Source organism: Saccharopolyspora sp. NPDC002686, from assembly GCF_040295745.1.
Taxonomy (GTDB): domain Bacteria; phylum Actinomycetota; class Actinomycetes; order Mycobacteriales; family Pseudonocardiaceae; genus Saccharopolyspora; species Saccharopolyspora oryzae.
Genome location: NZ_JBEOVY010000048.1, coordinates 1 through 22,620 on the forward strand (window position 1 = coordinate 1; position 22,620 = coordinate 22,620).

Annotated in this window: 23 protein-coding genes; 8 read left to right on the forward strand and 15 right to left on the reverse strand. The window is 67.7% G+C overall.

Features of this window, described 5'->3' with window-relative positions:
• Positions 1 to 49: 49 nt before the first annotated feature.
• From ABTZ89_RS09225 to ABTZ89_RS09255, 7 genes are all read right to left on the reverse strand, one after another.
• The gene (locus tag ABTZ89_RS09225; RefSeq protein ID WP_351042128.1) at positions 50 to 865 is read right to left on the reverse strand and encodes a sugar phosphate isomerase/epimerase family protein; all 816 of its coding nucleotides are present in this window, start codon (positions 863 to 865) and stop codon (positions 50 to 52) included.
• Positions 862 to 1,818 carry a VOC family protein gene (locus tag ABTZ89_RS09230; RefSeq protein WP_351042131.1) on the reverse strand — a complete coding sequence of 319 codons (957 nt, stop codon included), beginning with the start codon at positions 1,816 to 1,818 and terminating at the stop codon, positions 862 to 864. The genes ABTZ89_RS09225 and ABTZ89_RS09230 overlap by 4 nt, the downstream gene beginning before the upstream one ends.
• A complete protein-coding gene (locus ABTZ89_RS09235; protein WP_351042134.1) occupies positions 1,811 to 2,194 on the reverse strand; it encodes a carboxymuconolactone decarboxylase family protein in 384 nt (127 codons plus the stop codon). Before ABTZ89_RS09235 ends, ABTZ89_RS09230 begins: the two co-directional genes overlap by 8 nt.
• Positions 2,187 to 2,390: a 2-hydroxymuconate tautomerase gene (thmT, locus tag ABTZ89_RS09240; RefSeq protein WP_270948714.1), complete on the reverse strand. Its 204-nt coding sequence runs from the start codon at positions 2,388 to 2,390 to the stop codon at positions 2,187 to 2,189. The genes ABTZ89_RS09235 and thmT overlap by 8 nt, the downstream gene beginning before the upstream one ends.
• Before the next feature lie 2 nt (positions 2,391 to 2,392).
• Positions 2,393 to 3,172 (reverse strand): 2-keto-4-pentenoate hydratase, encoded by a 780-nt coding sequence (locus tag ABTZ89_RS09245; RefSeq protein WP_351042137.1) that lies wholly within the window; start codon positions 3,170 to 3,172, stop codon positions 2,393 to 2,395.
• Positions 3,173 to 3,371: 199 nt separating this feature from the next.
• Positions 3,372 to 4,142, reverse strand: coding sequence for an IclR family transcriptional regulator (locus ABTZ89_RS09250; RefSeq protein ID WP_270948716.1), 771 nt, complete (start codon positions 4,140 to 4,142; stop codon positions 3,372 to 3,374).
• 22 nt (positions 4,143 to 4,164) lie between these two features.
• On the reverse strand, positions 4,165 to 4,938 hold the full coding sequence (locus ABTZ89_RS09255) for an IclR family transcriptional regulator (RefSeq protein ID WP_351042141.1): 774 nt from the start codon (positions 4,936 to 4,938) through the stop codon (positions 4,165 to 4,167).
• 171 nt (positions 4,939 to 5,109) lie between these two features.
• Between ABTZ89_RS09255 and ABTZ89_RS09260 the strand changes: the two genes are divergently transcribed.
• The 3 genes from ABTZ89_RS09260 (at position 5,110) to aroQ (ending at position 8,100) form a co-directional block, all read left to right on the forward strand.
• The gene (locus tag ABTZ89_RS09260; RefSeq protein ID WP_351042144.1) at positions 5,110 to 6,174 is read left to right on the forward strand and encodes a Gfo/Idh/MocA family protein; all 1,065 of its coding nucleotides are present in this window, start codon (positions 5,110 to 5,112) and stop codon (positions 6,172 to 6,174) included.
• A 40-nt stretch (positions 6,175 to 6,214) separates the two neighbouring features.
• A complete protein-coding gene (locus ABTZ89_RS09265; RefSeq protein ID WP_351042147.1) occupies positions 6,215 to 7,585 on the forward strand; it encodes an MFS transporter in 1,371 nt (456 codons plus the stop codon).
• 65 nt (positions 7,586 to 7,650) lie between these two features.
• Positions 7,651 to 8,100 (forward strand): type II 3-dehydroquinate dehydratase, encoded by a 450-nt coding sequence (gene aroQ / locus ABTZ89_RS09270; RefSeq protein ID WP_270948720.1) that lies wholly within the window; start codon positions 7,651 to 7,653, stop codon positions 8,098 to 8,100.
• Positions 8,101 to 8,170: 70 nt separating this feature from the next.
• Here the strand turns inward: aroQ and ABTZ89_RS09275 are convergent, their stop codons facing one another.
• Positions 8,171 to 9,262 (reverse strand): LysR family transcriptional regulator, encoded by a 1,092-nt coding sequence (locus ABTZ89_RS09275; RefSeq protein ID WP_351042151.1) that lies wholly within the window; start codon positions 9,260 to 9,262, stop codon positions 8,171 to 8,173.
• 1 nt (position 9,263) lies between these two features.
• Here ABTZ89_RS09275 and ABTZ89_RS09280 point away from each other — a divergent pair, with 1 nt between their 5' ends.
• From ABTZ89_RS09280 to ABTZ89_RS09295, 4 genes are all read left to right on the forward strand, one after another.
• Positions 9,264 to 10,178, forward strand: a complete 915-nt coding sequence (locus tag ABTZ89_RS09280; RefSeq protein WP_351042153.1) for an SMP-30/gluconolactonase/LRE family protein — start codon at positions 9,264 to 9,266, stop codon at positions 10,176 to 10,178.
• A 108-nt stretch (positions 10,179 to 10,286) separates the two neighbouring features.
• Positions 10,287 to 11,159, forward strand: a complete 873-nt coding sequence (locus tag ABTZ89_RS09285; RefSeq protein WP_351042156.1) for a 3-hydroxyacyl-CoA dehydrogenase family protein — start codon at positions 10,287 to 10,289, stop codon at positions 11,157 to 11,159.
• Positions 11,160 to 11,655: 496 nt separating this feature from the next.
• Positions 11,656 to 12,897, forward strand: coding sequence for an ATP-grasp domain-containing protein (locus ABTZ89_RS09290; RefSeq protein ID WP_351042159.1), 1,242 nt, complete (start codon positions 11,656 to 11,658; stop codon positions 12,895 to 12,897).
• A 39-nt stretch (positions 12,898 to 12,936) separates the two neighbouring features.
• Entirely contained in the window at positions 12,937 to 14,982 is a 2,046-nt protein-coding gene (locus ABTZ89_RS09295) for a hypothetical protein (RefSeq protein ID WP_351042162.1), read from the forward strand.
• Between the two features lie 49 nt (positions 14,983 to 15,031).
• Here the strand turns inward: ABTZ89_RS09295 and ABTZ89_RS09300 are convergent, their stop codons facing one another.
• A complete protein-coding gene (locus tag ABTZ89_RS09300; protein WP_351042165.1) occupies positions 15,032 to 15,493 on the reverse strand; it encodes an STAS domain-containing protein in 462 nt (153 codons plus the stop codon).
• 231 nt (positions 15,494 to 15,724) lie between these two features.
• A complete protein-coding gene (locus tag ABTZ89_RS09305; RefSeq protein WP_351042168.1) occupies positions 15,725 to 16,930 on the reverse strand; it encodes a PP2C family protein-serine/threonine phosphatase in 1,206 nt (401 codons plus the stop codon).
• A gap of 117 nt (positions 16,931 to 17,047) precedes the next feature.
• Between ABTZ89_RS09305 and ABTZ89_RS09310 the strand changes: the two genes are divergently transcribed.
• Complete coding sequence (locus tag ABTZ89_RS09310) at positions 17,048 to 17,515, forward strand: MarR family transcriptional regulator (RefSeq protein ID WP_270948728.1); 468 nt, start codon at positions 17,048 to 17,050, stop codon at positions 17,513 to 17,515.
• A 224-nt stretch (positions 17,516 to 17,739) separates the two neighbouring features.
• On the opposite strand, the gene ABTZ89_RS09315 is transcribed toward ABTZ89_RS09310, so the two are convergent.
• The 5 genes from ABTZ89_RS09315 to ABTZ89_RS09335 form a co-directional block, all read right to left on the reverse strand.
• On the reverse strand, positions 17,740 to 18,582 hold the full coding sequence (locus ABTZ89_RS09315; protein WP_270948729.1) for an SAM-dependent methyltransferase: 843 nt from the start codon (positions 18,580 to 18,582) through the stop codon (positions 17,740 to 17,742).
• Between the two features lie 332 nt (positions 18,583 to 18,914).
• Positions 18,915 to 19,889: an NADPH:quinone oxidoreductase family protein gene (locus tag ABTZ89_RS09320; protein ID WP_351042172.1), complete on the reverse strand. Its 975-nt coding sequence runs from the start codon at positions 19,887 to 19,889 to the stop codon at positions 18,915 to 18,917.
• A 74-nt stretch (positions 19,890 to 19,963) separates the two neighbouring features.
• Positions 19,964 to 20,872, reverse strand: a complete 909-nt coding sequence (locus ABTZ89_RS09325; protein WP_270948745.1) for a LysR family transcriptional regulator — start codon at positions 20,870 to 20,872, stop codon at positions 19,964 to 19,966.
• Between the two features lie 85 nt (positions 20,873 to 20,957).
• A complete protein-coding gene (locus tag ABTZ89_RS09330) occupies positions 20,958 to 21,770 on the reverse strand; it encodes an SDR family NAD(P)-dependent oxidoreductase (protein WP_270948746.1) in 813 nt (270 codons plus the stop codon).
• A gap of 4 nt (positions 21,771 to 21,774) precedes the next feature.
• Positions 21,775 to 22,602, reverse strand: a complete 828-nt coding sequence (locus ABTZ89_RS09335) for an alpha/beta fold hydrolase (RefSeq protein ID WP_351042175.1) — start codon at positions 22,600 to 22,602, stop codon at positions 21,775 to 21,777.
• Positions 22,603 to 22,620: the final 18 nt, after the last annotated feature.

Genomic DNA, 22,620 nt, shown 5'->3' on the forward strand with positions numbered 1-22,620 from the left:
CAAGTCTCGGACTCGGACTCGGACACTCTCTTGCCCCACGATTTTCAACTCAGCCGCTGGCACTCCTTACTTCCGGTAGCGGGGTTTTCTTCTGGGCCATGTCTTGGGGCGACTGGTCGCGGAAGGCCGGGTAGTTGACCTCGATGCAGTAGGGGCCGCGGAACCCGCGTTCGTGCAGACCGCGCACAAGACCGATGACGTCGAGGTCTCCGTCGCCAGGCAGGAGGCGGCCGCGGCGAGCTTCGGTCCGGAAGTCGTCGTCGACGATGCGACCGTCGTTGAGCTGCACCGCCACGATGCGTTCCGGTGGCAACCCGTCGAGATCGGCGAGCGTCGAGCGGCCGTTGTAGAAATGCCACACGTCGATCATCAGGCCCGCGTTGGTGGCGCCGGAAGCTTCGACGACGGCGCGTGCGGTCGCCACGTTCCGCAAGCTGCTCCAAGGGAAACCTTCGACGGCAACCCGCATGCCGTCGAACCGGTCGCATACCTTTCGCAGCCGTGCGCCCGCTTCCTCGACGGTGAACGCTCCGGATCCGAACTCCCCGGCCGTGACGTGATGCGGCTGGAACGCCGCGCCGAGTGCGGTGATGTCCTCGTCGCACGGTGTTCCGGCTGCGGTCAACCATCCGTTGAGGAACTCGATTTCGTCGAGCCGCAAGGAATGTTCGGCCAGCAGTGACCGAAGTTCCCCGTCGGTCACCCCGGCGTCGCGCATTCGCCGGTAGTCCTCGGCGTGCAGGCCGATACCGGTGAATCCGGCATCGGCCGCCGCCCGGCAGCGCTCGGCGAACGGGATCCGCGCCGGTTCGGCGAAACCCGCGCCGGAGAGGGTCACGAAGCTCGCGGTGAGGTCAACGGTCATGGCAGCACCGGTGTCGCGTGCGAGTGGAAGCTGGCCGGCACGTCCAAGCCCCAGGCGGTGGAGCGGCCCTGTCCCTCGGTGGTCCAGGTGACCGGTTCCCAGTCGGGGGAGAAGATGTGGAACCCGCCGGAGAACACCTCGATCCGGTTGCCGCCCGGTTCCAGCACGTACAGGAAGAAGCCCTGCGTCCGGGAGTGCTTGGCCGGGCCGAACTCGATGTCGGTGCCCAGTTCGCAGAACACGTCGGCGGCGCGCAGCACGTCCTCGCGGTTCTCCACCGCATAGGCGAGGTGGTGCAGCCGGCCGGTGGCCTGCGCCGGTTCCTTCGTGATCGCCAGGTCGTGGGCCTTGTTCATCAGGCTCAACCACGCCCCGACCTCGGGTTGGCCGGGCGGGATCAGGTGCTCGCGCAGTTTGAACCCGAGCGTTTCGGACATGAACTCGCGTGCGGCGGGAACGTCCTGCGCCAGCACGTTGATGTGGTCGATCCGCGCGGCGCCGACACCGCGTGCCACCGAGGACTGCGGCTGGTTCGGCAGGAAGGAAGCTTTTCCTCGCGGCGCACGGTACTTCTCGGTCTCGTAGTAGAGCTCCATGCGCTGTCCGCTCGGCGACACGAACGAGTAGGCCTTGCCGTGCCCGAAGTCGCCGTCGATCCACTCGCCCCGGATCCCGCGCGCTTCCAGCGCCGCGACGCGACGTTCCAGCGCCTGCGGGCTGACCGCGCGCCAGGCGACGTGGCCCAGACCGGCTTGGTCGGCGGCGGTCAGCTTCAGGGTGGTCAGGTCGTGGTCGCTCCAGGCGCGCAGGTAGGCGCTCCCGTCCGACTCGTGCACCAGGTCCAGGCCGTAGACGTCGACGAAGAACTCGAGGCTGCGGTCGTAGGCCGGGGTCAGCAGTTCGGCGTGGCCCAGGTGCGCCAGCTCGTACATCGGCTCGGGTGTTTCAGCCATGGGACTTCTTCTCCAGGTCGGCGATGTCGGCCAGCAGTTGGGGACCGCGATTGGCCGCGGAGTACCCGGTGAACAGGAACGCCAGGTCGATCACGGCGCGCAGCTCTTCCCAGCTCGCCCCGGCGCGCAGCGCGGCCAGGCCGTGCAGCTTCGCGGCGTCGCTGAGCTTGGCGTGCAGGATGCCGAAGAGGACGAGCTGCACGATCTTCTGGTCCAGCGCCTCCGGGTACATGATCAGGTTGCGCAACCGCTCCTGCGCCAAGAGCACTTCGGGTTCGCCCTGTTCGAAGCGCGATGCCACGCGCGGCGGCACGAAACCGAGCATGTCTTCGTAGGTCGCGCGGAACTCCTCGACGGTGGAAGGTCGTTCAGCCACCGGATGCCTCCTTCTGCTCTGCTTTGGTGACATCGCCGACCGCCCAGTGCTCGGGCGGCATTTCGCGGATGAGGACGCGGATGCTTTCCGGCGGGGCGTCCAGGGACGTCTGGACCGCGTTGTGCACCTGGTGGATGAGTTCGCGGATCTGTTCCGGGGAGCGTCCGGCCAGCAAGCTGATTTCGACCAGTGGCATCGTCAGCTCCCCACCACGCGAAGTGTTCCGAGGTTGGTGAACTCGGCGGAGACCTCGCGACCCGGTTCGAGGAAGACCGCGTCGGTGAGCCCGCCGGTGAGCACCACCCAACCTGGTTCGATCTCGATGCCCCGAGCGCCTAGGGCGTTGGCCGCCAAGGCCAGCGCTTCGCCGGGGTGGCCCTGCACGGCGGCACCGGTTGCGGAGTCGACGACTTGGCCGTCGATGCCGAGCAGGCAGCCCTCCAGCGCGAGGTCCAGGCCATCCGGGGAGACACCGTCGCCGCTGAACACGAACCGCGACGAAGAGGCGTTGTCGGCCACCACGTCCGGCAGCGCGAAGCTGAAATCGCGGTAGCGGCTGTCGATCACCTCGAAACCCGCGTGCACGCTGCGAACCGCCCGCATCGCGGTCGCGGCGGTAACGCCCGGACCGGCCAGCCGATCGCCCATGACGAACACGATCTCCGGTTCGATCCGCGGGTGGATCAGCTCGTCGAGGCGTACCGGGGCACCGACCGGCAGCTCCATCGCATCGGTCAACCAGGCAGTCAGCGGGGACTCGATGCCCATCCGCTGCTGCTTGGCCCGCGAGGTCAAGCCGAGCTTGACCCCGACCAGCTGCTCGCCGGCATCGATCTTGCGCCGCAGCAGCGCGTCCTGCACCTGGTACGCCGTCGGCAGGTCCAGGCCGGGCCATTCGTCGGTGATGCGGCCACCGTCGGTCTTGGTCGATTCGCGGTCGAGGAGTTCGGTGACCGCCCGGTCGATGTCCCAACTCATGCCGAAACCTCCTTCCGCGACGACATTCCGATCGCCACGTCGATGATCATGTCTTCCTGCCCGCCGACGTAGCCGGCTTCGCACCACTCGCAGCATCGATGCGGGCCTCCGATCCGACAAGGCGGTTGATCCGCTGACAGGAACAAACTCCCGATCCGTCTTCGAATCCGGATTTCGTCGAGCCGATCCGATGAGCGGATCACTTCTCGACCGGTGTCGGGCCGCGTAGCTCGCGGCTGATCGCCAACGCGGCGGTTCGCACCGCAGGTGCCATGCGTCGCAGGTTGAGCTTCCCGCTCCATCCGGAGATCGACAGCGCCGCGGCGGCCATCCCGTCCGCGCCGATGATCGGGCTCGCCACGCAACCGGTGCCGGGAGAGGATTCCTCGCTCTCATAGGCCAGTCCGGCTTCCCGGATCCGCTTGAGCTCCTGGCGCAGCAGTCCCGGCGCAGTGATGCTGCGCGGCCCCACCCGCCGCAACGGCCACGCGCACAGGTCTTCCACAGTGGACTCTTCGCTGAAGGCGAGCAATGCCTTGCCGAGGGCCGAGGCGTGTGCGGGTAGGCGTCCGCCGACCCGAGACGGCATCCGCGGGGCGTCTTTGCTGCGCAGGATCTCCACGTACACGACTTCGGTCCCGTCGAGCACCGCCAGGTGCACCGTCTGCCGGGTCGCTTCCCGCAGGTCTGCCATGTGGGGCAGCGTGACCGATCGAAGGTTGCGATACCGCGATGCGAGCTCGCCGAACTCGAACAACCTGGCACCCAGATGCAGCGCCGGGCCGTCGCGTTCCAGGAAGCGGTGCACGACCAGGTCCCGCACCAGCCGCGAGGTGGTCGACTTCGGCAGCCCGGCCCGCCTGGCGATCTCCGACACCCGCAGTTCGGCGTGCTGCGGGTCGAACGCGCCCAGCACCGCTGCGACCCGTGCGACGGCGACGTCGGGAACGTTCCGCTCAGCGGCACACATGGGCCCACCTTCTGTTCAAGGGTCAGTGCAACGGCAGGCGAACGGCGAGTTCTTCGGCGGCTTCTTTCAGCAGCGGTACGAACTGGGTGAGTTCGTCGACCGAGTACCGGAATGCGGGGACGGCTGTGGCCAGCGATGCGATGGCGATCCCGCGCGAGTCCAGGACCGGCACGGCGATCGCGCGCATGCCCGGGTCGTTCTCCTCGTCGTTGGTGGCGTAGCCGCGCTGTTGGATCCGCTCGATCTCCTGGCGGAACACCTCGCGGGCGGTGATGGTGTTGGGGCAGCGCTCGGCGAGATCGAGTTCGGCCACCAGCCGCTTGCTTTCGGCTGGTTCGCTGAAGGCCACCAGGACCTTGCCGCTGGAGGTCGAGTGCAGCAGCTCGTGCCCGCCCGGATCGCTGGTGATGCGGTACTTCTGCGGGCCGTCGACCTTCTGCGCGGTCAGCACCCGGTCGTCGTCGACGACCTGCAGCAGGGTGGCTTCGTGGGTGGTCTCGGTGACCCGTTGCAGCACCGGTAGTGCGGCTCCGGCGAAGCCGTGCGCATGCGCCACCCGCTGGCCGAGCTGGAAGACCCGCAGGCCGAGGCGGTAGCGGCGGCTGTCCGGGTCGAGCTGGACGAAGCCGTTGCGGGTCAGCGAGCCGAGCAGTCGGTAGGTGGTGCTGAACGGCAGGTCGGCCAACCGCGACAGCTCGGAGGCGTTCGTGCCGTCGGGCTGGTCACCGAGCAGCACGAGCAGCCGCAGCGCCTTCCCGACCATGTCGGTCTTGCCCTGGTCCTGTTTGGTTCCCACGAAAGAGATGCTCTCACATCGTGGCAACTGCTGTCACTATTCGGTCGAGAGTATTGACTGGCTTCAGGTGTTGGCGGCATCGTGTTCGCATCACGTAAACCGCTCTCACGATGCGGTTAACTTCTGTTCTTTGCCGGACGTCCCGAGCGGATTCGGCGAAAGGAAAAAGCCATGAGCGCACTTCGCGTCGCAATCGTGGGTTGCGGCAAGATCTCGGTGAACCACGCGACCGCGGTGCATGCGTTCCAGGACGCCGAGCTCACTGCCTTCTGCGACCCGGAGCTCGGCCGAGCCGAGGCATTGCGCGACCGGTTCGGCACCGGTGCGGTCTACTCCGATTTCTCGACCCTGCTCGCCGAGCAATCCCCAGACGTCGTCTGCATCTGCACCCCGCACCCCACGCACGAGAAACTGGTTCTGGAAGCCGTTGCCGCAGGCGCCCACGTCTTGTGCGAGAAACCCCTTGCCGTAGAACTGGATTCGGCCCAGCGCATGATCGATGCGGCCCGCGACGCCGGGGTGCGACTAGGTGTGCTGTTCCAGCGTCGTTACTGGCCGGCCGCCCGCCGCATCCGAGCGGCCATCGACGACGGGCTGTTCGGCACCCCGGTGCTCGGCGAGTGCACCGTCCAACTCGGCCGCGACCGCGCGTACTTCGAGGCCGACGCCTGGCGGGGCAAGTGGAGCACCGAGGGCGGCGGGGTGCTGATGAACCAGGGAATCCACTACATCGACCTCCTTCAGTGGTTCCTCGGCCCGGCCAGAACCGTCACCGGGCACATCTCGACGTTTCGCCACGGCGACTACATCGAGGTCGAAGACACCGCAGTGGCCACCGTGGAGTTCACCAGCGGCGCGCTCGCCACCATCCGAGCCACCAGCATCGCCGCGCCGGGCCTCGGGGCGCGGGTCGCGGTGACCGGCGACAACGGGGCGACCGCGAGCATCACGGAGTTCCCGGAGGGACAGCCCGCCTGCAACGACGTTTGGGCAGTACTCGGCCAGGAGGAGTACGCGCTGCCCTGGGATCCGGCCATCGACTCCGACCCGCCGCTTTCCGCCATCCACGAGCGGCTGATGCCCTACCACCGGCTGCAGGTCGAGGAGTTCCTGACCGCGATCGCCGCCGACCGCGCCCCAGAGATCGACGGCGTCAGCGCCAGCCACGCGCTGCAGATCGTCCAGGCGATCTACGAATCATCCCGAACCGGCCGGAAAGTCCGGCTAGCCGACTGATCCGCCACTTCGCCTCTTCCAACGACGTAGGAGCCCCCCGATGAGCACATCCACCGCAGCGAGCGGTAGAACCCCGAAGAAGGCCGCGGCCAGCGGCTGGATCGGCAGCGCCCTGGAGTACTACGACTTCTTCGTCTACGCCAGCGCTGCGTCCCTGGTCTTCCCGCAGCTGTTCTTCCCCAAGGGGAATCCGACGGTCGCGATCATGGCGTCGCTGGCGACCTTCGGCGTGGCCTACGTGGCGCGCCCGCTCGGCGCGTTCGTGCTGGGCCGCTGGGGCGACCGGCACGGCCGGAAGAACGTGCTGGTGCTGTGCATGTTCTTGATGGGAGCCTCGACGTTCCTGGTCGGTTGCCTGCCCTCCTACGAGACCATCGGCATGTGGGCCCCGATCCTGCTGGTCGTCCTGCGGCTGATGCAGGGCTTCGCGGTCTCCGGTGAGCAGGCCGGTGCCAACGCGATGATCCTGGAACACGCGCCGTTCGGGAAACGCGGATATTACTGCAGTTTCACCTTGCAGGGCACCCAGGCAGGACAGATCATCGCGGCGGCGGTGTTCATCCCGCTGACCGCGCTGCTGGCCGACGACGCCTTCCAGGGCTGGGGCTGGCGGATCCCGTTCTGGATGAGTTTCGTCGTGGTGCTCGTCGGCTACTACATCCGGCGCAACGTCGACGAAACCCCTGCCTTCCGCGAACAGCAGTCCCAGCGGGCGGCGGCCAAGGCGCCGATCAGCCAGGTCTTCCGGCAGCACAGGGCGAACTTGGTGCGGGTGTTCCTGATGACCTTCGTCAACGCGGTCGCGGTCACCACCACGGTATTCGGCATGGCCTACGCGACGCAGCCGGGCTACGGCCTGGAGCTGGACAAGACGATGTTCCTGTGGATCCCGGTCCTCGGAAACATCACGGCGGTCCTGGTGATCCCGTTCGTCGGCCGGCTGTCCGACCGGATCGGCCGCCGCCCGGTCTTCGTCGTCGGCACCCTCGGCGCCGGAGTGCTGATGTACGCCTACCTGTTCTTCATCAGCGCGCGCAGCCCGATCCTGGCGCTGATCACAGCGATCCTGATGTGGGGCATCGTCTACCAGGGTTACAACGCGGTGTTCCCGGCGTTCTGGCAGGAGCTGTTCCCGACGCGCATCCGGGTGACGGCGGTCGCCATCGCTTCGCAGATCGGTGTCGCGGTCACCGGATTCATCCCCACCATCAACAGCTTGGTCGCCGGACCGGGGTCCGGAATCAACGTGCCGCTGGCCGTGGGCAGTGTCGTCCTGGTCAGTTGCGTGCTGGCCGCGATCGGGGCGTGGACGGCACCGGAACCGCACCGCGTCCCATTGGAATCCCTCGGCGAGCCGGGGGCGACCCCGGTCCCCCGCGAGGACTACGACCGGATCAGGGCCACCGCCTGAACCTCGAATCCGCAGCGGGGAATGCGCGCCCCGCTGCGGACTTCTGCCCATGCGAAAGGAAAACCGTGACAACCGTCCACGTGCTCAACGGCCCCAACCTGAACCTCCTCGGCACCCGCAAACCAGAGGTCTACGGCACCGCCACGTTGGACACCGTTCAGCAGATGTGCCGCGAGACGGCCGCCGAACTCGGTGTTGACCTGGTCTTCCGGCAGTCCAACCACGAAGGCGAGCTGATCGACTGGATCCACGAGGCCGGCAGGGATGTCAAGGCCGGCGAGTCGATCGGCGCGGTGTTCAACCCGGGTGCCTACACGCACACCTCGGTGGCCCTGCACGACGCGATCGAAGGCGTCGAGCTCCCGGTGATCGAGCTGCACCTCTCCAACGTCCACAACCGGGAACCCTTCCGCCACCACTCCTGCATCTCCCCAGTGGCAACGGGAATCATCATCGGACTGGGAGTGCAGGCTTACCCGCTGGCGATCAAAGCCCTCCACCAACGCGCCAACTGACTGCCGACCGAAACTTGCACGATCGCTGCGGGTCGTGACGACCGACCGAGCCTGACCAGCGACAACCGGCTCAGTCGGCTGGGCCGGTGGTGAGACCATGCGCGGGGTCGGTTGCGTCGAAAGGTGAGCGTGGGCCGGTGATCACGGAGAGCAAGCGGGTGACCGCGGCATCGGGGTCGGGTCGGTGGACGGCGTGCACGGTGGTGTCGAGGTCGGCCCCGGGCCCGGTGAGCGGGACGAAGCTGACACCGTCGACCGCGAGGTTGCGCAGCCCTTCGGGTAGCAAGCTGACGCACAGCCCGGCCGCGACGTAGCCGAGCAGGCCGCTGAGGTCGTCCGCGACGGCGGCCGTGCGGGGCGTGAAACCTGCTTGGCGGCAGGCGAGTTGCAGCTGTCCGGCGAGCGTGGGCAAGGCGGCCGGGTCGGGTACGACGAATTCTTCCTCGCGCAGTTGGGCCAGGTCGATCGCACCGGCACCGGCCAGCGGGTGTCCGGACGGCACGGCGGCGCTGATCCGCTCGGTGGCGACGACCGTCGCGACCAGGTCCTCGCCCAACCGGGCCGGGTCACGCACGAAAGCCAGGTCCAGGATGCCGGTGCGTATCTGGTCCACCAGGGCCGCCGATGACCCGTGCAGCAGGCGCACGCGAAGACCGGGGAGCTCTTCTGCGCCCGCGCGCAGCAGGGTCGGCAGGTAGAGGTGGCTGAGCAGGCTGACGTAGCCGACCCGCACTTCGCCGTCCAGTCCGGCCGCGATCCGCCGGGCGCGGGTGACGGCGGCGGTCTGCAGGTCCAGCAGACGCCGTGCGTCGTCGGCGAACGCCGCACCGGCGGGGGTGGTCCGCACTCCGCCGGAACCGCGTTCCAGCAGCCGCACGCCGACTGTCCGCTCCAGTCGCTGGATGGACTGGCTGAGGGGCGGCTGGCTCATTCCGAGGAGTTCGGCGGCTCGGCCGAAGTGCTGTTCCTGAACCACCGCGAGAAATTGTTCCAGCAGTCGTCGAGAGAAGCTGATATCCCCAGCCATATCACTCATGACCAGATCATATATTGGACAGACTTCGCTGCTCAGGTGTTGACTGGTTCTGGTGACAGGCCGCCCACTGCGGTGCTGGACACGCGGACACGCCAAGAACGTCGAACAAGCACTGCAGGTGGCCATCGTGGCGAAGGAATTGCTGGCACTTCAACTCGTGCCGGGACGCGTGCTGCGGATCGACATCGAGGACTGCACGGTGCGCACCCTCGTCGAGGACACCGGCCCCGGCCCGGACGGCATCACGGTCGATCAGGGCACCGTGTACTGGACCACCATGGGCGCGCCGATCGTCGACCCCTCGATTCCCGGCGAGGCCGGACTGGACTTCTCCCGGCGCAATGGCGGCCTGCACGCCCTCGACCTCGACACCGGGGCTCGGCGTGACGTGGTCCCCACCGGCGTGATCACCACGGGCAAGCAGCTCACCCACGACGACGCCGGGTCGCTGTACTGGGGCGACCGCGAGGGACACCGCGTCACTCGGGTCCGCACCGACGGCACCGGCCTCACCGACCTGGTGGTCACCCCCGTCGAGGACGGCATTCTCGGCGAGTGCGTCGGCGTGGCGGTGGACCGGAACCGCGGGCATCTGTACTGGACGCAGAAGGGCCCTGCCAAGGGCGGCGAGGGCCGGATCTTCCGAGCGGGCTTGGAGTTCCCCGCCGGAGAGGCGGCCGCGAACCGCTCCGATGTCGAGCTGCTCTGGAGTGGCCTGCCCGAGCCCATCGACCTGCACCTGGACGGCGACTGGCTCTACTGGACCGACCGCGGCGCCCCTCCGCACGGGAACACCTTGAACCGGGCGCCCCTGCCTGCACCCGGCACCACGGGGCGCGCCCCCGAGATCCTCGCTACCGGCTTCAGCGAGGCGATCGGCCTCGCCGTCGACCACGACGCCGGCTTCGCCTACGTCTGCGACCTCGGAGGCCACCTGCGCGCCATCCCGCTCCCCGACGGCCCCGCCGCGGGGGAGACACCACGCGAGATCGTCACTCTGCCGGACCCGATCACGGGGTTGTGCCTACTGCTCCCCGCGTGACCCGAGAGGGTTCGATGAATCGCACCAACCAGCCATCACATCAGGAATCAGTCCGGAACCGCACGATCCACCGCCGGGGAGCGGTGCAGCCGAGGAGATGAACGGAAGATGGGTTTCACCCTTCCCACTGATATGGAGCACCGGCCGGTGGCCGTCATCGGCGCGGGCACCCTGGGGCGGCGGATCGCGCTGATGTTCACCACCCGCGGCGGCGTGGTGCGGATCTACGACAAGTCCGGGCCCGCGGGCGACGCGGCGAAGGCATACGTCGAGCAGAACGTCGCCGAGGTGGCCACCCGCGTCGAGGGCGGCACCCCGGGGCGGGTCGAGGTCACCGACGACCTCGACCAGGCGCTCGCCGGGGCCTGGCTGGCCGTTGAGGCGGTACCGGAGCGGCTCGACTTGAAGAAGAGCCTCTTCGCCGACCTGGACGCCGACGCCGAGCCCGACGCGATCCTGGCCAGCAACTCCTCCTCGTACCCGACCAGCCAGTTCATCGACCGGGTCGCCCACCCCGAGCGAGTGGTGAACATGCACTTCTACATGCCGCCGGCGCAGAACGCGATCGATCTGATGTCGGACGGGCACACCGACCCGGCGGTGCTCGGCCTCCTCAAGGAGGAACTGCCCAAGTACGGTGTCTTCCCCTTCGAAGCGCACAAGGAGTCGACCGGCTTCATCTTCAACCGCATCTGGGCTGCCATCAAACGCGAGTCCCTGGCAGTGGTCGCGGAGGGCGTCTCCACCCCGCAGGACGTCGACCAGATGTGGCAGATCAACTCGGGCACCCCGGCCGGCCCGTTCCGGATGATGGACCAGGTAGGGCTGGATGTCGTCCTGGACATCGAGGAGCACTACGCCGCCGAGCACCCTGGCCTGCCCGCCGGACCCCGCGAGCTGCTGAAGAAGTACGTCGATGCGGGCCGCCTCGGCGTCAAGACCGGCCAGGGATTCTACGACGACTACCCGGCCAACGCCTGAACTTCCGCATCGCACCGCCGCGCGTCGACGACTCGTGAGGAGAGCCCGATCCAGTCTTGGCTGGTTTTGGTTTTGGGTGTGGTGAACACGGGCGTGCTTATTGTCCACATCGGACAGTGATAAGCAGGCGAACAGCGCTCGGTCGTCGAGGTGTGTGCGTTTCGCATCGGCGACGGCTGCAGCATACTGCGACCAGGTGAGACGTCGACAGGGTTTCCACTCCGGTAGCGTGCTCGCAGAACGGTTCATGCGCCCAGCGCGTGGCCCAACAGCTTGCTCCAAGGCAAGCAAATCACGAGGCGTTCCGGACCTGCGATGCTGCCGCCGACTCACTGTGGTCGACTGCGCCGATTGGTGCTGTTACTAGCAGGAATGCCAGGTCAGGGCAGGGGATCGCCGGATTCTTCGTTTCGGCGTGCTGAGGGAACATCATTTCCGGGTACGGTTGTGTCCGCGATACGTCGCGACAGAGTGTGCCGATGCGGAGGAGCGGTCCATGCCACAGCCCGAACCGGCCATCAAGAATTCGGACAAGGGATACGTAGCACTTCTCGGGTGGAGTCTCAACGCGGTGGAGGCTCTCGACCGGTTCGATCGGCGTTATGTCGTCGTGGCGCCGGACTGGGCGGAGAAGTACTGCTCCGAACATGACATTCCTTACCTGCGATGGAACTTCGAGCGGCTCAACGACCGCTCCATGGAGATCGCCGAAACCCTCAAGGCGGAGGGCGTCGACGTCGCGATCCCGCTGTTCGAGGAGACGGTGGAGTGGGCCGGGGCGATCAACTCCGTTCTGCTGGGAAACCCGCGCCTGTTCGGCCAAGCCATGCTGCTGCGGGACAAGGCGTTGATGAAGCGGCGCGCGCAGCTCGGCGGGATCCGGGTCGGGATCTTCGAGGAGGCCCACGACCGGGACGACGTGATCCGCTTCCTCAAGCGCGTCAACCAGACGCTGCTCAAGCTCGACGGCGACCCGAACGATCCGATCCACCTCAAGGCGTTCGACAAGGCCGGCTGCCTGGGACACCGCGTCATCCGCACCCCTGACGAGATCGACTCGATTCCGGACGAGGAGTTCCCGGTCCTCATGGAGTCGCACCTCGACGGCTGGGAGTTCGCCGTCGAGGCGTGGATACACAACGGGAAGATCAAATTTCTCAACATTTCCGAGTACGTCACGCTCGGTTACTCGGTGTTCGTCCCGGCGACCCCGGAGCTGGAGCGGTACAGGCCGCAGATCACGGCGCAGATCGAGAAGCTGATCAAGACCTTCGACATCGAGTTCGGATTCGTGCACCCGGAGTACTTCGTCACCAGTGACGGCGAGATGTACTTCGGAGAGGTCGCCTACCGGCCGCCGGGCTTCAAGGTTTTCGAACTGCTCGAGCGGGCGTACGGGTTCAACGCCTACCAGGGGCTGGTGCTGGCCTTCGACCCGAAGACGACCGAGGAGGAGATCGACGCCTTCTTCCCGCGCGAGGTCGTCGACGCGTCCGGGGTCGCGGGCTGCTTCGGCGTCTACCCGCGCCTCCGGGTCGTCAACGAACTGCAGATCCCGGAGGAGACCGAGGACGACGACTACTATGAGTCGCACGACCTCTCGGCACCCCTGGAGGAGACGGTCACCAAGAGGACCGCGTTCGGCAATCACTGGGGTCTGGTGTACTTCTTCGGTGATGATCCCTACCGGATGCGCGATCTGTTGAAGAAGCAGGAAGAGCTCGACTTCTACGTCTGACGACTCCGCGGACGCAGGAGACCTACCAGAGGGAACCCCTTGAAACCGACTGCCGACGTCACAGGTGAGGTCACGACGCTGGACAAGCGCGTGACCTCGCTCGACGCCGCCGTTCACGCCATGGCCGAGGCCCCCGACTTCGGAAAGCACACGAAGCTGCGGCGGGTCCTGGAAGCGTTGCGGCGGGTGCTGCTGCAACCGGGCGGCGCCGCGGCGGTCCAGGCCCGGGCGCAGGCTCTGGAGGAAGCCGGCCTGTTCTCGGGGACTGACTGGGCCTCGCCGGAGATCCTGCTCCCTTCGCTGGTCGGCCCCGGGCTGCGCAGCGGGGACGTGGACACCGTCGTGGTGGAGGCGACCAGCGAACTGCGGATGCTCGCCATCGCCCGCGGCGAGTTCGCGCACCCGACGTTCTCCGCCGACGAGGCTCGCCAGTTCTTGTCCCAGGTCCTGGCGATGAACCTGGAGCTGCTGTTCACCTCGCCCAGCGAGGCGGAGCGGGCCCGGCAGGGGCGGACCGCGCGGCTGATCCGGGACCTGTTCCGGCATCTCGCCGACGAGATCGGCTACGACAGCGTGCTGGACAAGCTGGTCGACGAGATCTGGCGGATCCTGCGCCAGCGACCGATCCAGGTCGACCAGGTGCAGTCGCTGATCACCCGGATCGCGATCTACCGCGGCGATCCGGACGTCGACCTCGGTGCGTCGGCGGGGCAGGGGCTCGACCGGCTCATCACCAGCCTGTTCGGGACCACCGAGGCGTGCCGGGACGACCCGGGCCTCGAGGTCTTCCGCGCCAGGCTGGAAGCGATGGACACCGGCGGTCTGCAGTACGAGGCCAGCGGGTTCGCCCGGGCGATGCACGACACCGGTCTGGTGTCGCCCTACCACGCCGAGCTGCTGCGGTTCCTGCTGCACGAGAGCGACTACCTGGTCGGCGAGGCGCTCGGGCTGGCCGATACCGGCCGCAACTGCCTGCTGCGCTACCGCGACCTGGTGCATCGGCTGATCGAGGAAGCTGTGCACCCGCAGACCGCGCAGTGCATCTACGGGCTCGCGCTGCTGCTCGACCGCGGCATCCTCTACGAGCCTCCGGTGGTCCCCGCGCTGTGGCGCCAGTTGGCTCTCGACCTTTCCCCGGTCGCGCGGGAGCGGTTGACGACCGTGTTCGGCGACCAGCCGGAGCCGAAGGCGCGGCTGACCGCCGGGGTGCTGTCGATGCTGGGTCAACCGCTCGGCGTCGGGCAGGGCGACAATCCGACCTGCCAGTCGGCTCGCGCGTTGTCGATGTGGGCCTACAACGACCCGGACTACCTGCTGCAGGTGGTGGTCTGGGCGGCCCGCGACGACGAGATCATCATGCATTTCGAGGGGCAGCCGGTCTCGTCGAAGGACAGCGCCTCCGGGGTCGCGAGCACGCTGCCCACGGACCTCGATCCCGTGTCGCTGCTGGTGGTGCCCCATCTGGACCGGATCTACGCCGAGATGGGCAGGCGCTGCGCCGATCGGCTCGGGGACCCGCACCGGTGGGTCAACCCGGAGTTCCACGGCTGGTGGGCGGCCCGCGGGTTCTGGATCAACGTCGAGGTGGCGACCGGCAGGCTGGTCGACCTCGATGGGTTCCTGCGGCAGTTCCACGCGAGCTACCACCCGTCCTACAACGGCGGGCAACCGGTGATCCATCCGCAGCCGGCGGGCGTCGCCGTCACCGACAGCGCGGCCCGCTACGTCGGCTGGCACGCGATCACGATCCTGCGGGTCGCGCCGGATCCGCAGGACGTCATGCGGGTGTACTTCTTCAATCCGAACAACGACAGCGGCCAGGACTGGGGCGACGGCGTCGTGGTCTCCACCGCGGGCAACGGTGAGCGGTTCGGTGAGGCCTCGCTGCCGTTCGACCAGTTCGCCTCGCGGCTCTACATCTTCCACGCCGACCCGCTCGAGCGCGGGGAACCGGAGAGCGTGCCCACCGAGGACGTCGCGCGGATCATCGGCTACGTCGAGCGCAGCTGGGGCGCCGACCGGCTGCCGGCGGGCGAGCTGCAGGCCACGAAGGATCCGTCGTCCGACCCGCAAGCTCCCCGGTGACGGCATTGGTGGATCGGCTGCAATTCTCCTTCGTCGAAGATCTGCGACGTCAGCGGATTCGGTGAGAACCGCCCGGGGGCGCTGTCGTCGGTGTGAGCGCCGTGTCGATCGTGCTGTGGCACTCGAGCAGGGCGTGGAGGCCGGCTGCCTGGAGTGCCTCCTGGACGGCTCGGTTCGAGGTGACGACGCGGAGGGTTCCGCCACGCGCTTGGACCAGCATGTGGGCGTGGGTCAGTAGTTGCAGGTCCGGGACGTTGAGCAGGTACATGGTGCTGAGGTCGACGACGACGAGTCGTGTCATCGACGTCGGCTGCGGCCAGAGGATCGTCTCGAGCTTGTCGACCGTCTCGACGTCGACGGTTCCACTGACGGTGATGACGACCGCGTCGGGCCGGGGGAAGGTCGCCTGGACGCTCGGTCCAGGCGACGGTCTTTTCCTGATGCTCTCGCGGACCACCACAGCCTGCGCTTCTTCGGTGCGGGGGCCGGGAGTCCGGTTCTCAGGAGTCATTCAGTTGTCCCTCCGTGCGCAGGCGAGTCGTCTCGTGGCTCGTTCCAGTCGTCGCGGCGCCTCTGCACACCTTGGCTGTACGCAGCGCAGCTCAAGGGATCTTATAGTTTATTTGCCGTAGGACAAGCAAGCGGTGTTGAGCCCGATCATCGTTCCGCATCGCTCTGGGCCACGGCGCCATTGCCTCCCCGCATATTTCTTGTCAGAAGACAACTAAATCGGATGAAGGGATCAGAGCAGGATCCAGTTCCGTTCCGCCGTCGCAATGCTTTCAGCGTGGTGTGGCCCCAGCCAGTCGACGCACACCGCCACGGCGTCGTCGTCCAGGTCGCTGTCCTGGAGGAAGGCGCGGAGGTCGCTGAGCAGCGATCGCACAGCTTCGGCGGGCTCCAGGTGGCGGCTGTTGCCCAGTGCTCGTCGCAATGCACTGGTGCTGTAGTTGCGGTCTGCGAGCACGGCGTCGTAGATGCCGTCGGTCAGGATGAAGAGCCGGTCGCCTGGTTCGAGCTGGAAGTGCTGCACGTCGTACTCGGTGCCGTCGAGCATCCCGAGCGGGAGCTGGGCGTCCAGGTCGATCCGCTCGACACCACCGTCGCGGACGCGCCACAACCTGGGCGAGCCGGCGTCGATGGCGCAGACCTCGCCGGAGAGCAGGTCGATCTGCATCAGGAGCGTGGAGACGTGCTGAGAACCCGCATGGTGTGACCAGATGGCCTGATCGGCGAGGGCTGCCTGCGTGGCGAGGTTGGCTCCGCTGCGACGGGCATTGCGCAGCGCGGTGATCGCCAAAGTGGTCAGCATGGCGGCGGAGGTGCTTTCTCCCATGCCGTTGGTGACCGCGACGGTCAGCGAATCGATGTCCTGGGCCCAGTCGAAGTTGTCGCCGCGGACGGCGTAGGCGGGTTCGAGCTGGCCCGCGAGCCGGTAGGAACCGCACTCCACGGAACGCACTGGTAACAGCTGCCATTGCATCTCAGCGGCGAGCGTCAGACGTTGGGGGCGCCGAGCTCGCCGATATCGATCGGTCGCCACCTCCGCGAGGGTGATGGCGTGCGCAGCGAGCGCGGCTGCTTCCGCCAGTTCCTCACGAGTCGCTTCGTCGGGAGCATCGGGCAGCCGCAGCCAGAGGATGCCCAGCCGGTCGCCCCGCACGGTCATCGGCAGATGAAGCGCCACTTCGTGATCCAGCGGTTGCTGGACGTGCACCTGGTCGCAGAAAACACGACCTTCCACAGTCGCCACCAGAGGAATGCCGGGGCCCTCGGGTTCGAGCACCGGTTCCAGGACCGCAAGCCTGAGATCGACCAGGTAGATCTCCAACCCGGCAACGCCGAAATGGCGCCTCAGCACGGCTTCGAGCACGCCCGGTAATTCGTGGGCGGGAGCGGTGCGCAGGGCTCGGTCGATGCACTCCAGACGCGTGGGGACGGTCACCATTTCTCCGGCTTCACCTGGGCCCGCTCAACTGCGGGCGATGTTGAATGCTGGCGTGACAGAATGCGTCCGGGGGCCCGACGAAGGACCGTGAAGCACCCGGCTAGGAGGATTGTTCTGGTGCGCGAACCCGATTCTGTTTCCTCCGAAGCCCTGGACGACTTCGAGGCCGGCGTTGAGATGCTCATGGTCGTCTGGGCGCGCAGCGCCGAACGCATCAAGCCCAAGGTCTCGGCGCCGCAGCTGCGAGCGCTCGTCGTCGTGGACCGGCACGGCGCCATCAACCTCATGAGCCTGGCCGATGAGCTGGGTTCGATTCCGTCGGTGACGAGCAGGTTGTGCGATCGGCTCCAGGCCGCCGGACTGCTCGACCGGGTGGCCAGCGAGGGTGACCGCCGCGAGGTCATGCTCCAGTTGTCCAGAGACGGCCGCCGCCTTCTCCGCCAGTCCCGCCGGGAACGCCAAGCCGACCTCAAGCAAGTGCTGGATGCCATGAGCACGCGAAGCCGCAATGCCCTGCTTGCCGGCATGGGCGCCTTCTACGCGACCGCGACCGAGCTCGGCTTGCCGGACGAGATGCTCGCCTGACCGACTGCCCGCCACTTTGCGCGCAGTTCCGGTCGGCCATATTCGCCTGCCGGAGCGGCGTGCCTGCGACGCGCACATCGGATGTTGAGGGCGTACCTGCGGCCGACGGTGCCCGGGAACGCACAAGCGCCAATGCTTCGCTCGACGAGGTCGTGCGTAGTGAGCACGTACGTCGATCTGCCTGCTGCGCCGCGGAAAACCTGCGCCCCCAGGGGGCATCGGGCCTACGGTTTCCGCGCCACACCACCGGTCATGAAGCGGGCCGCGATGGAGGTGGCATCGGTGACGGGCGCGTCCGGACGCCACAGCGGCAGCGGGACGATCCCGGGGGTGAGCAGCTCCAGCCCGGTGAAGAACTGGGCGAGCTCCGCCGGGGTGCGAACGCGTCCGGTGCCGAGCTGGGACAGCAGCACCCGCTCCAGCTCGACCGACTCCGGCGCGTCGCCGAGCCTCGTGAAGTTGGTGATGAAGAAGAAAGAACCGGGCGCGACCGCCTCGCGCAGGAAATCGACGATGCCCTGGGGGTCCTCCTCGTCGAGGAGGTGGTGCAGGATGCCGCACAGCATCACGCACACGGGCTGGTCGAAATCGATCAGTTCGCGCGTGTCCGGGTGGTCCAGCACGCTGCGCGGCTGACGGATGTCGGCGGTGACCACCCGCGCGTTCGCATCGTTGGCCAGGATCGCACGGCCGTGTGCGAGCACGATGGGATCGATGTCGACGTACACGACGCGGGCCTGGGCGTTCGCCTCCTGCGCGACCTCGTGCGTGTTCCTCGCCGTCGGCAGCCCGGACCCGAGGTCGAGGAACTGGGTGATCCCCTCCTCAGCGGCGACATGCCGCACGACGCGGTGCAGCATCTCCCGGTTGTGGATCGCGATCTCTTTGAGCTCCGGCATCACCGCGAGGCTGGCTTGGGCAATCTCCCGGTCCGCGGCGTAGTTGTCCTTGCCGTTGAGCATCACGTCGTAGACGCGGGCGGCGGTCGGCACGCCGGTGTCCAGGTCGGCGGAGGGGCCGAGAACACCCTCGCGGCCGCGTGCCCAGGCCATGCTGTCAGAGGACATGGAAACTCCCTCGCTGCGAGAAGATCGCGGACATCGTAACCGCTCCGGCACGCGCGGTCATCAACGCGTCGATCATCGGCGAGACTCTTGCGGCCTGTCGGGTCGAGGGACGTTGAGGGCCAGGAAGCAACGCTCCGAGGTTCTGTCCCCGGTCGCGGTGCGCGACGAGGCGCTGATGTTTCGGATGGGGGGGGGCGGAAGCGCCTCACAACCAGAGCGCCTGAATTGCTGCCCCCAGTACACCCGAGATCATGCCGCAACCGACCGGCAAAACGGTCACCAGTGACGAGAGCACTGGTTTGCGGTGGGTGGACAGCGGTCAACCGAAGCGGTTATTCCCGCATGCGGAGGACGAGCTTGCCCATCGCCTTCCTGCGCTCGATGGCTTCGAGCGCTTCGCGGACTTCGCCGACTGCGTAGCTTCCACCGATCGGCGGGGTGATGGCACCGGATTCGAGTTTCGGCAGGAGCTCGGCCCACTGGTCGAGGAGGTAACCCGGGCGTGCCTTGGCGTATGCGCCCCAACCGACTCCGACCACGTCGAGGTTGTTCAGCAGGAGGCGGTTGACCTTCACCTCGGGGATCGCGCCGGCGGTGAAGCCGATCACGAGCATCCGCCCGTCGGCGGCGAGGCAGCGCAGCGAATCGGTGAAGCGGTCACCGCCGACGGTGTCGGCGACCAGGTCGACGCCTCGACCGCCGGTCGCTTCCTTGACCGCGTCCTTGAAACCGTCGACGAGCACGTACTCGTCCGCCCCTGCGGCGAGCGCTGTCCGGCCCTTCTCCGGCGTCGACACCACGCCGATCACCGATCCCGCGCCGAAGGCCTTCGCGACCTGGATCACCGCGGTGCCGACGCCTCCGGCGGCACCGTGCACGAGCACTGCCTCACCGGACGACATGCGGCCACGGCGGCGAAGCGCGAAGTGGGCCGTCAGGTAGTTGAACGGTATCGCCGCTGCCGATTCGAAGCCCAGCGCGTCCGGGATGGGGAACGTCGCGTCCACGGGACAGGCGACCCGTTCGGCGAAGGCACCGAGGAACGGCAGGGCAGCGACCCGGTCACCTGCTCGCACCGACGCTCCTGGCGGTGCCTCCGCGACTACTCCGGCCACCTCGGCACCCGGGATGAACGGGAGCTCCGGCTTGACCTGGTAGAGACCCCTGGTCTGGAGCACTTCGGGGAAGGCCACGCCCGCCGCGTGGACGTCGATGAGCACCTCGTCCTCCCGGCGGGCAGGGGAGGGGAGGTCCACGATGGCGACGGTCGACGGCCCGTCCAGGTCCCGGATGTGTACGGCTTTCATGGACTCGGACTGTAAAGAGCGGACCAGCCGCAGCAGAAGAAGCCGACGGCTATCGCCGTACCAGCCTTTCCGCGCTATGCCCACCCGGCCGAGGGGGTGGACGCCCGGATCTGGCGCAGCAAGGTATCGACGACCCGCCCGCGCATTTCCCCGAGCCGCACGATCGCGGACAGCGTCGTCTGGGCCCACGGCTTGTTGATCGGGATCAACGTCACCCCGTTGCCGCTGATCGTCGACGGCGCGAGCGTGTTCGCGATCGCGATCCCCACCCCGGCGCGGACCATCCGCTGCGCGGTTTCGGCGCCGTTGGTGGTGTACACGATGCGTGCGTCGATGCCGGTGATGAGTTCCTGGAACGCCTTCCGCAGGATGCTGCCCTCGGTGAAGAAGATCAGCGGTTCCCCGGCCAAGTCGTCGACGTCGAAGGTCTCCGCACGCGCCAGCGGGTGCGAGTCGGGCACGCACAGGACCAGCCGTCCGGTCATCAGGTCGATGTAGTGCAGCCGCTCGTCGTCGGGCGGCTCACCGGGCAGCGGGATCCGGGTGATCAGGCCGATGTCGAAGTTCCCGTTCAGGACACCGTCGCGCACGAGGTAGGTCCCGCCTTCGGAGACCTCGAACAGGATGTTCGGATGCCCTTCGTGCAGCTCGCGGACCACGTGCGGCAGCACCCGCATGCTTCCGATCGCCACCGTGCCGAGGGTCACCTTGCCGATCTTCAGGCCATCGATCGCGCTGGCTTCCTGCCGGAGCAGGTCCTCAGCCCGGATCGCCGACTTCACGTGCGCCAGGATCCGCTCGGCGGCATCCGTCGGGCGGACGCCGTGCGTTCCTCGCAGCACCAGGACGACGCCGAGGTCCTCTTCGAGCCGCTGCACCTGGTTGGTAATGGTCGGCTGCGAAACGCCGAGCTCGTGGGCCGCTTGGCGGAAGGAGCCGGTGCGAAGCGCCGCCTCGAGGTAGCGCAACTGCTCGAATCTCACGCTCGACCCCTACTTCCGCCGGATCGACAGCGCCGCTGCCGTCGATCCGGTCATCCTATGCCGACGATCCCCGCGGGCCCAGGACTCAGCGGGAGAGCAGGTCGAGGCCGGTCGCGTCGACTGCGCGCGCCCCGCCGTCGATCGGGATCGTCGCACCCGTGATGTAGCCGGCAGCCGGGGTGAGCAGGAACGCGATGGTCGCGGCGACCTCGTACGGCTGACCCAGCCGCCGGAGCATCGTCTTGCCGCTGAACTGCTCGATCATCGTGCGGGCGTGCGCTCCGGCGAGGAAGCGGGGGGACAGGAACAGCCCGGGTGCGACGGCGTTGACCCGGATCCCTTCCGGCCCGTACTCGTCGGCCAGCTGACGCACCCATCCCTCGAGCGCCGCCTTCGCCGGGCCGTACCCTGCGGCGTAGCTGCCCGCGCGCGTGCCGTTGATGCTCGAGACGTAGACGATCGAGGAGTCCGGGCGCGCCAGCATCGGAGCCAGGTGCTGGGCGGCGAGGAACGCGTGGGTCAGGTTGACCCGGAAATCCTTTTCCCACTCGGCGAGCGTGAAGGCGGGCAGCGGCTTGCGCTGCATCTGGCCGATGACGTCGACGTATCCGTGCAGCGGTGCGCCGGCGGCGAACTCGGCCAGGGACCGCGCGCCGTCCTCGGAGGAAACATCGGCGACGAACCGGTCGGCGTCGAGTTCGCCGGCGAGGCGGTCCAGCGCCTGCTCGTCGACGTCGACGAGCAGCAGCTTCGCGCCGCGGGAAGCGAGCGTGCGCGCAACGTGCTCGCCGATGCCGGCAGCGCCGCCCAGGACGGCGTACCGCTTGCCGTCGAGCCGGAACAGCCGGTCGTGCGGGACGTTCGGGGCGGCGACGGCGTCGTGGGGATCGTCGAACACGGTTTCACGCTCCCCTCACGAAGTCGGCGATGAAGCTCCACGTCTGTTCAGGATGGCTGATGTTCGGCGCGTGCTTGTGGGGCACGGGGGCAACGGTCACCGTCTGGCACCGGTCGGTCAGGTGCTTCACCCAGCCCCGCTCGACCAGCGGATCGCCCGCGCAGTCGAAGACCAGGACCGGCGTCGTGACCTCCGCGAACGGTTCCGGGTAGGGATCGGCCGGACGCGCGGTCCGCAAGGGTTCTGGTGGTTTCGCGTGCGGTGCCAGCATCCCGGCGTAGTGGCCGGGCATCGCCGCCCACCTCATCCGCGCGTCGATCTGCTCCTCGATGCCCGGGTAGTCGTCGCACAGCAGCCGGACGATTCTGGTCATGTCCTCGCGGGTGCCGTCGTAGCTGCCGAGTTCGGCGCTCGTCGCGCTGCGCCAGGGGCCGCCGGTTCCGCTGATCGAGGTGACCGAGGCCAGGCGTCCGCTCAACCGTTCGTCGAGCAGTGCGCGGAGGGCGATGGAGCCGCCGAAGGAGTTGCCGACCAGGTGGATCGGGCCGCTCGCACCGATCTGGTCGAGCAGGGAGTAGACGTGGCGCAACCGGAATCCGAACGGCGACTGATCCAGCCGCACGGCTTTGGCCGAACCGCCGAATCCCAGCAGGTCCGGAGCGATGACGCGGTGCGTCTGCGCCGCGAGCGGCAACACCCCGCCCCAGGTGACGTCCGAGGACGCACCCCACGCGCCGTCGTGGAGGAAGACCACGGTGCTGCCGCGGCCCTCGCCCCCGATGAGGTAGCGGGTCTCGAGATCGTTGACGACGGTGTTCTTCTCGGTGATCACGGCGAGACAGGTCTCCTT

What these genes read in the sequence shown, in the direction of transcription:
- ABTZ89_RS09225 (WP_351042128.1), bottom strand. Translation starts at nt 865, where the DNA reads ATGACCGTTGACCTCACCGCGAGCTTCGTGACCCTCTCCGGCGCGGGT.
- ABTZ89_RS09230 (WP_351042131.1), bottom strand. Translation starts at nt 1,818, where the DNA reads ATGGCTGAAACACCCGAGCCGATGTACGAGCTGGCGCACCTGGGCCAC.
- thmT (WP_270948714.1), bottom strand. Translation starts at nt 2,390, where the DNA reads ATGCCACTGGTCGAAATCAGCTTGCTGGCCGGACGCTCCCCGGAACAG.
- ABTZ89_RS09245 (WP_351042137.1), bottom strand. Translation starts at nt 3,172, where the DNA reads ATGAGTTGGGACATCGACCGGGCGGTCACCGAACTCCTCGACCGCGAA.
- ABTZ89_RS09250 (WP_270948716.1), bottom strand. Translation starts at nt 4,142, where the DNA reads ATGTGTGCCGCTGAGCGGAACGTTCCCGACGTCGCCGTCGCACGGGTC.
- ABTZ89_RS09260 (WP_351042144.1), top strand. Translation starts at nt 5,110, where the DNA reads ATGAGCGCACTTCGCGTCGCAATCGTGGGTTGCGGCAAGATCTCGGTG.
- ABTZ89_RS09265 (WP_351042147.1), top strand. Translation starts at nt 6,215, where the DNA reads ATGAGCACATCCACCGCAGCGAGCGGTAGAACCCCGAAGAAGGCCGCG.
- ABTZ89_RS09275 (WP_351042151.1), bottom strand. Translation starts at nt 9,262, where the DNA reads ATGGCCACCTGCAGTGCTTGTTCGACGTTCTTGGCGTGTCCGCGTGTC.
- ABTZ89_RS09285 (WP_351042156.1), top strand. Translation starts at nt 10,287, where the DNA reads ATGGGTTTCACCCTTCCCACTGATATGGAGCACCGGCCGGTGGCCGTC.
- ABTZ89_RS09290 (WP_351042159.1), top strand. Translation starts at nt 11,656, where the DNA reads ATGCCACAGCCCGAACCGGCCATCAAGAATTCGGACAAGGGATACGTA.
- ABTZ89_RS09300 (WP_351042165.1), bottom strand. Translation starts at nt 15,493, where the DNA reads ATGACTCCTGAGAACCGGACTCCCGGCCCCCGCACCGAAGAAGCGCAG.
- ABTZ89_RS09305 (WP_351042168.1), bottom strand. Translation starts at nt 16,930, where the DNA reads ATGGTGACCGTCCCCACGCGTCTGGAGTGCATCGACCGAGCCCTGCGC.
- ABTZ89_RS09315 (WP_270948729.1), bottom strand. Translation starts at nt 18,582, where the DNA reads ATGTCCTCTGACAGCATGGCCTGGGCACGCGGCCGCGAGGGTGTTCTC.
- ABTZ89_RS09320 (WP_351042172.1), bottom strand. Translation starts at nt 19,889, where the DNA reads ATGAAAGCCGTACACATCCGGGACCTGGACGGGCCGTCGACCGTCGCC.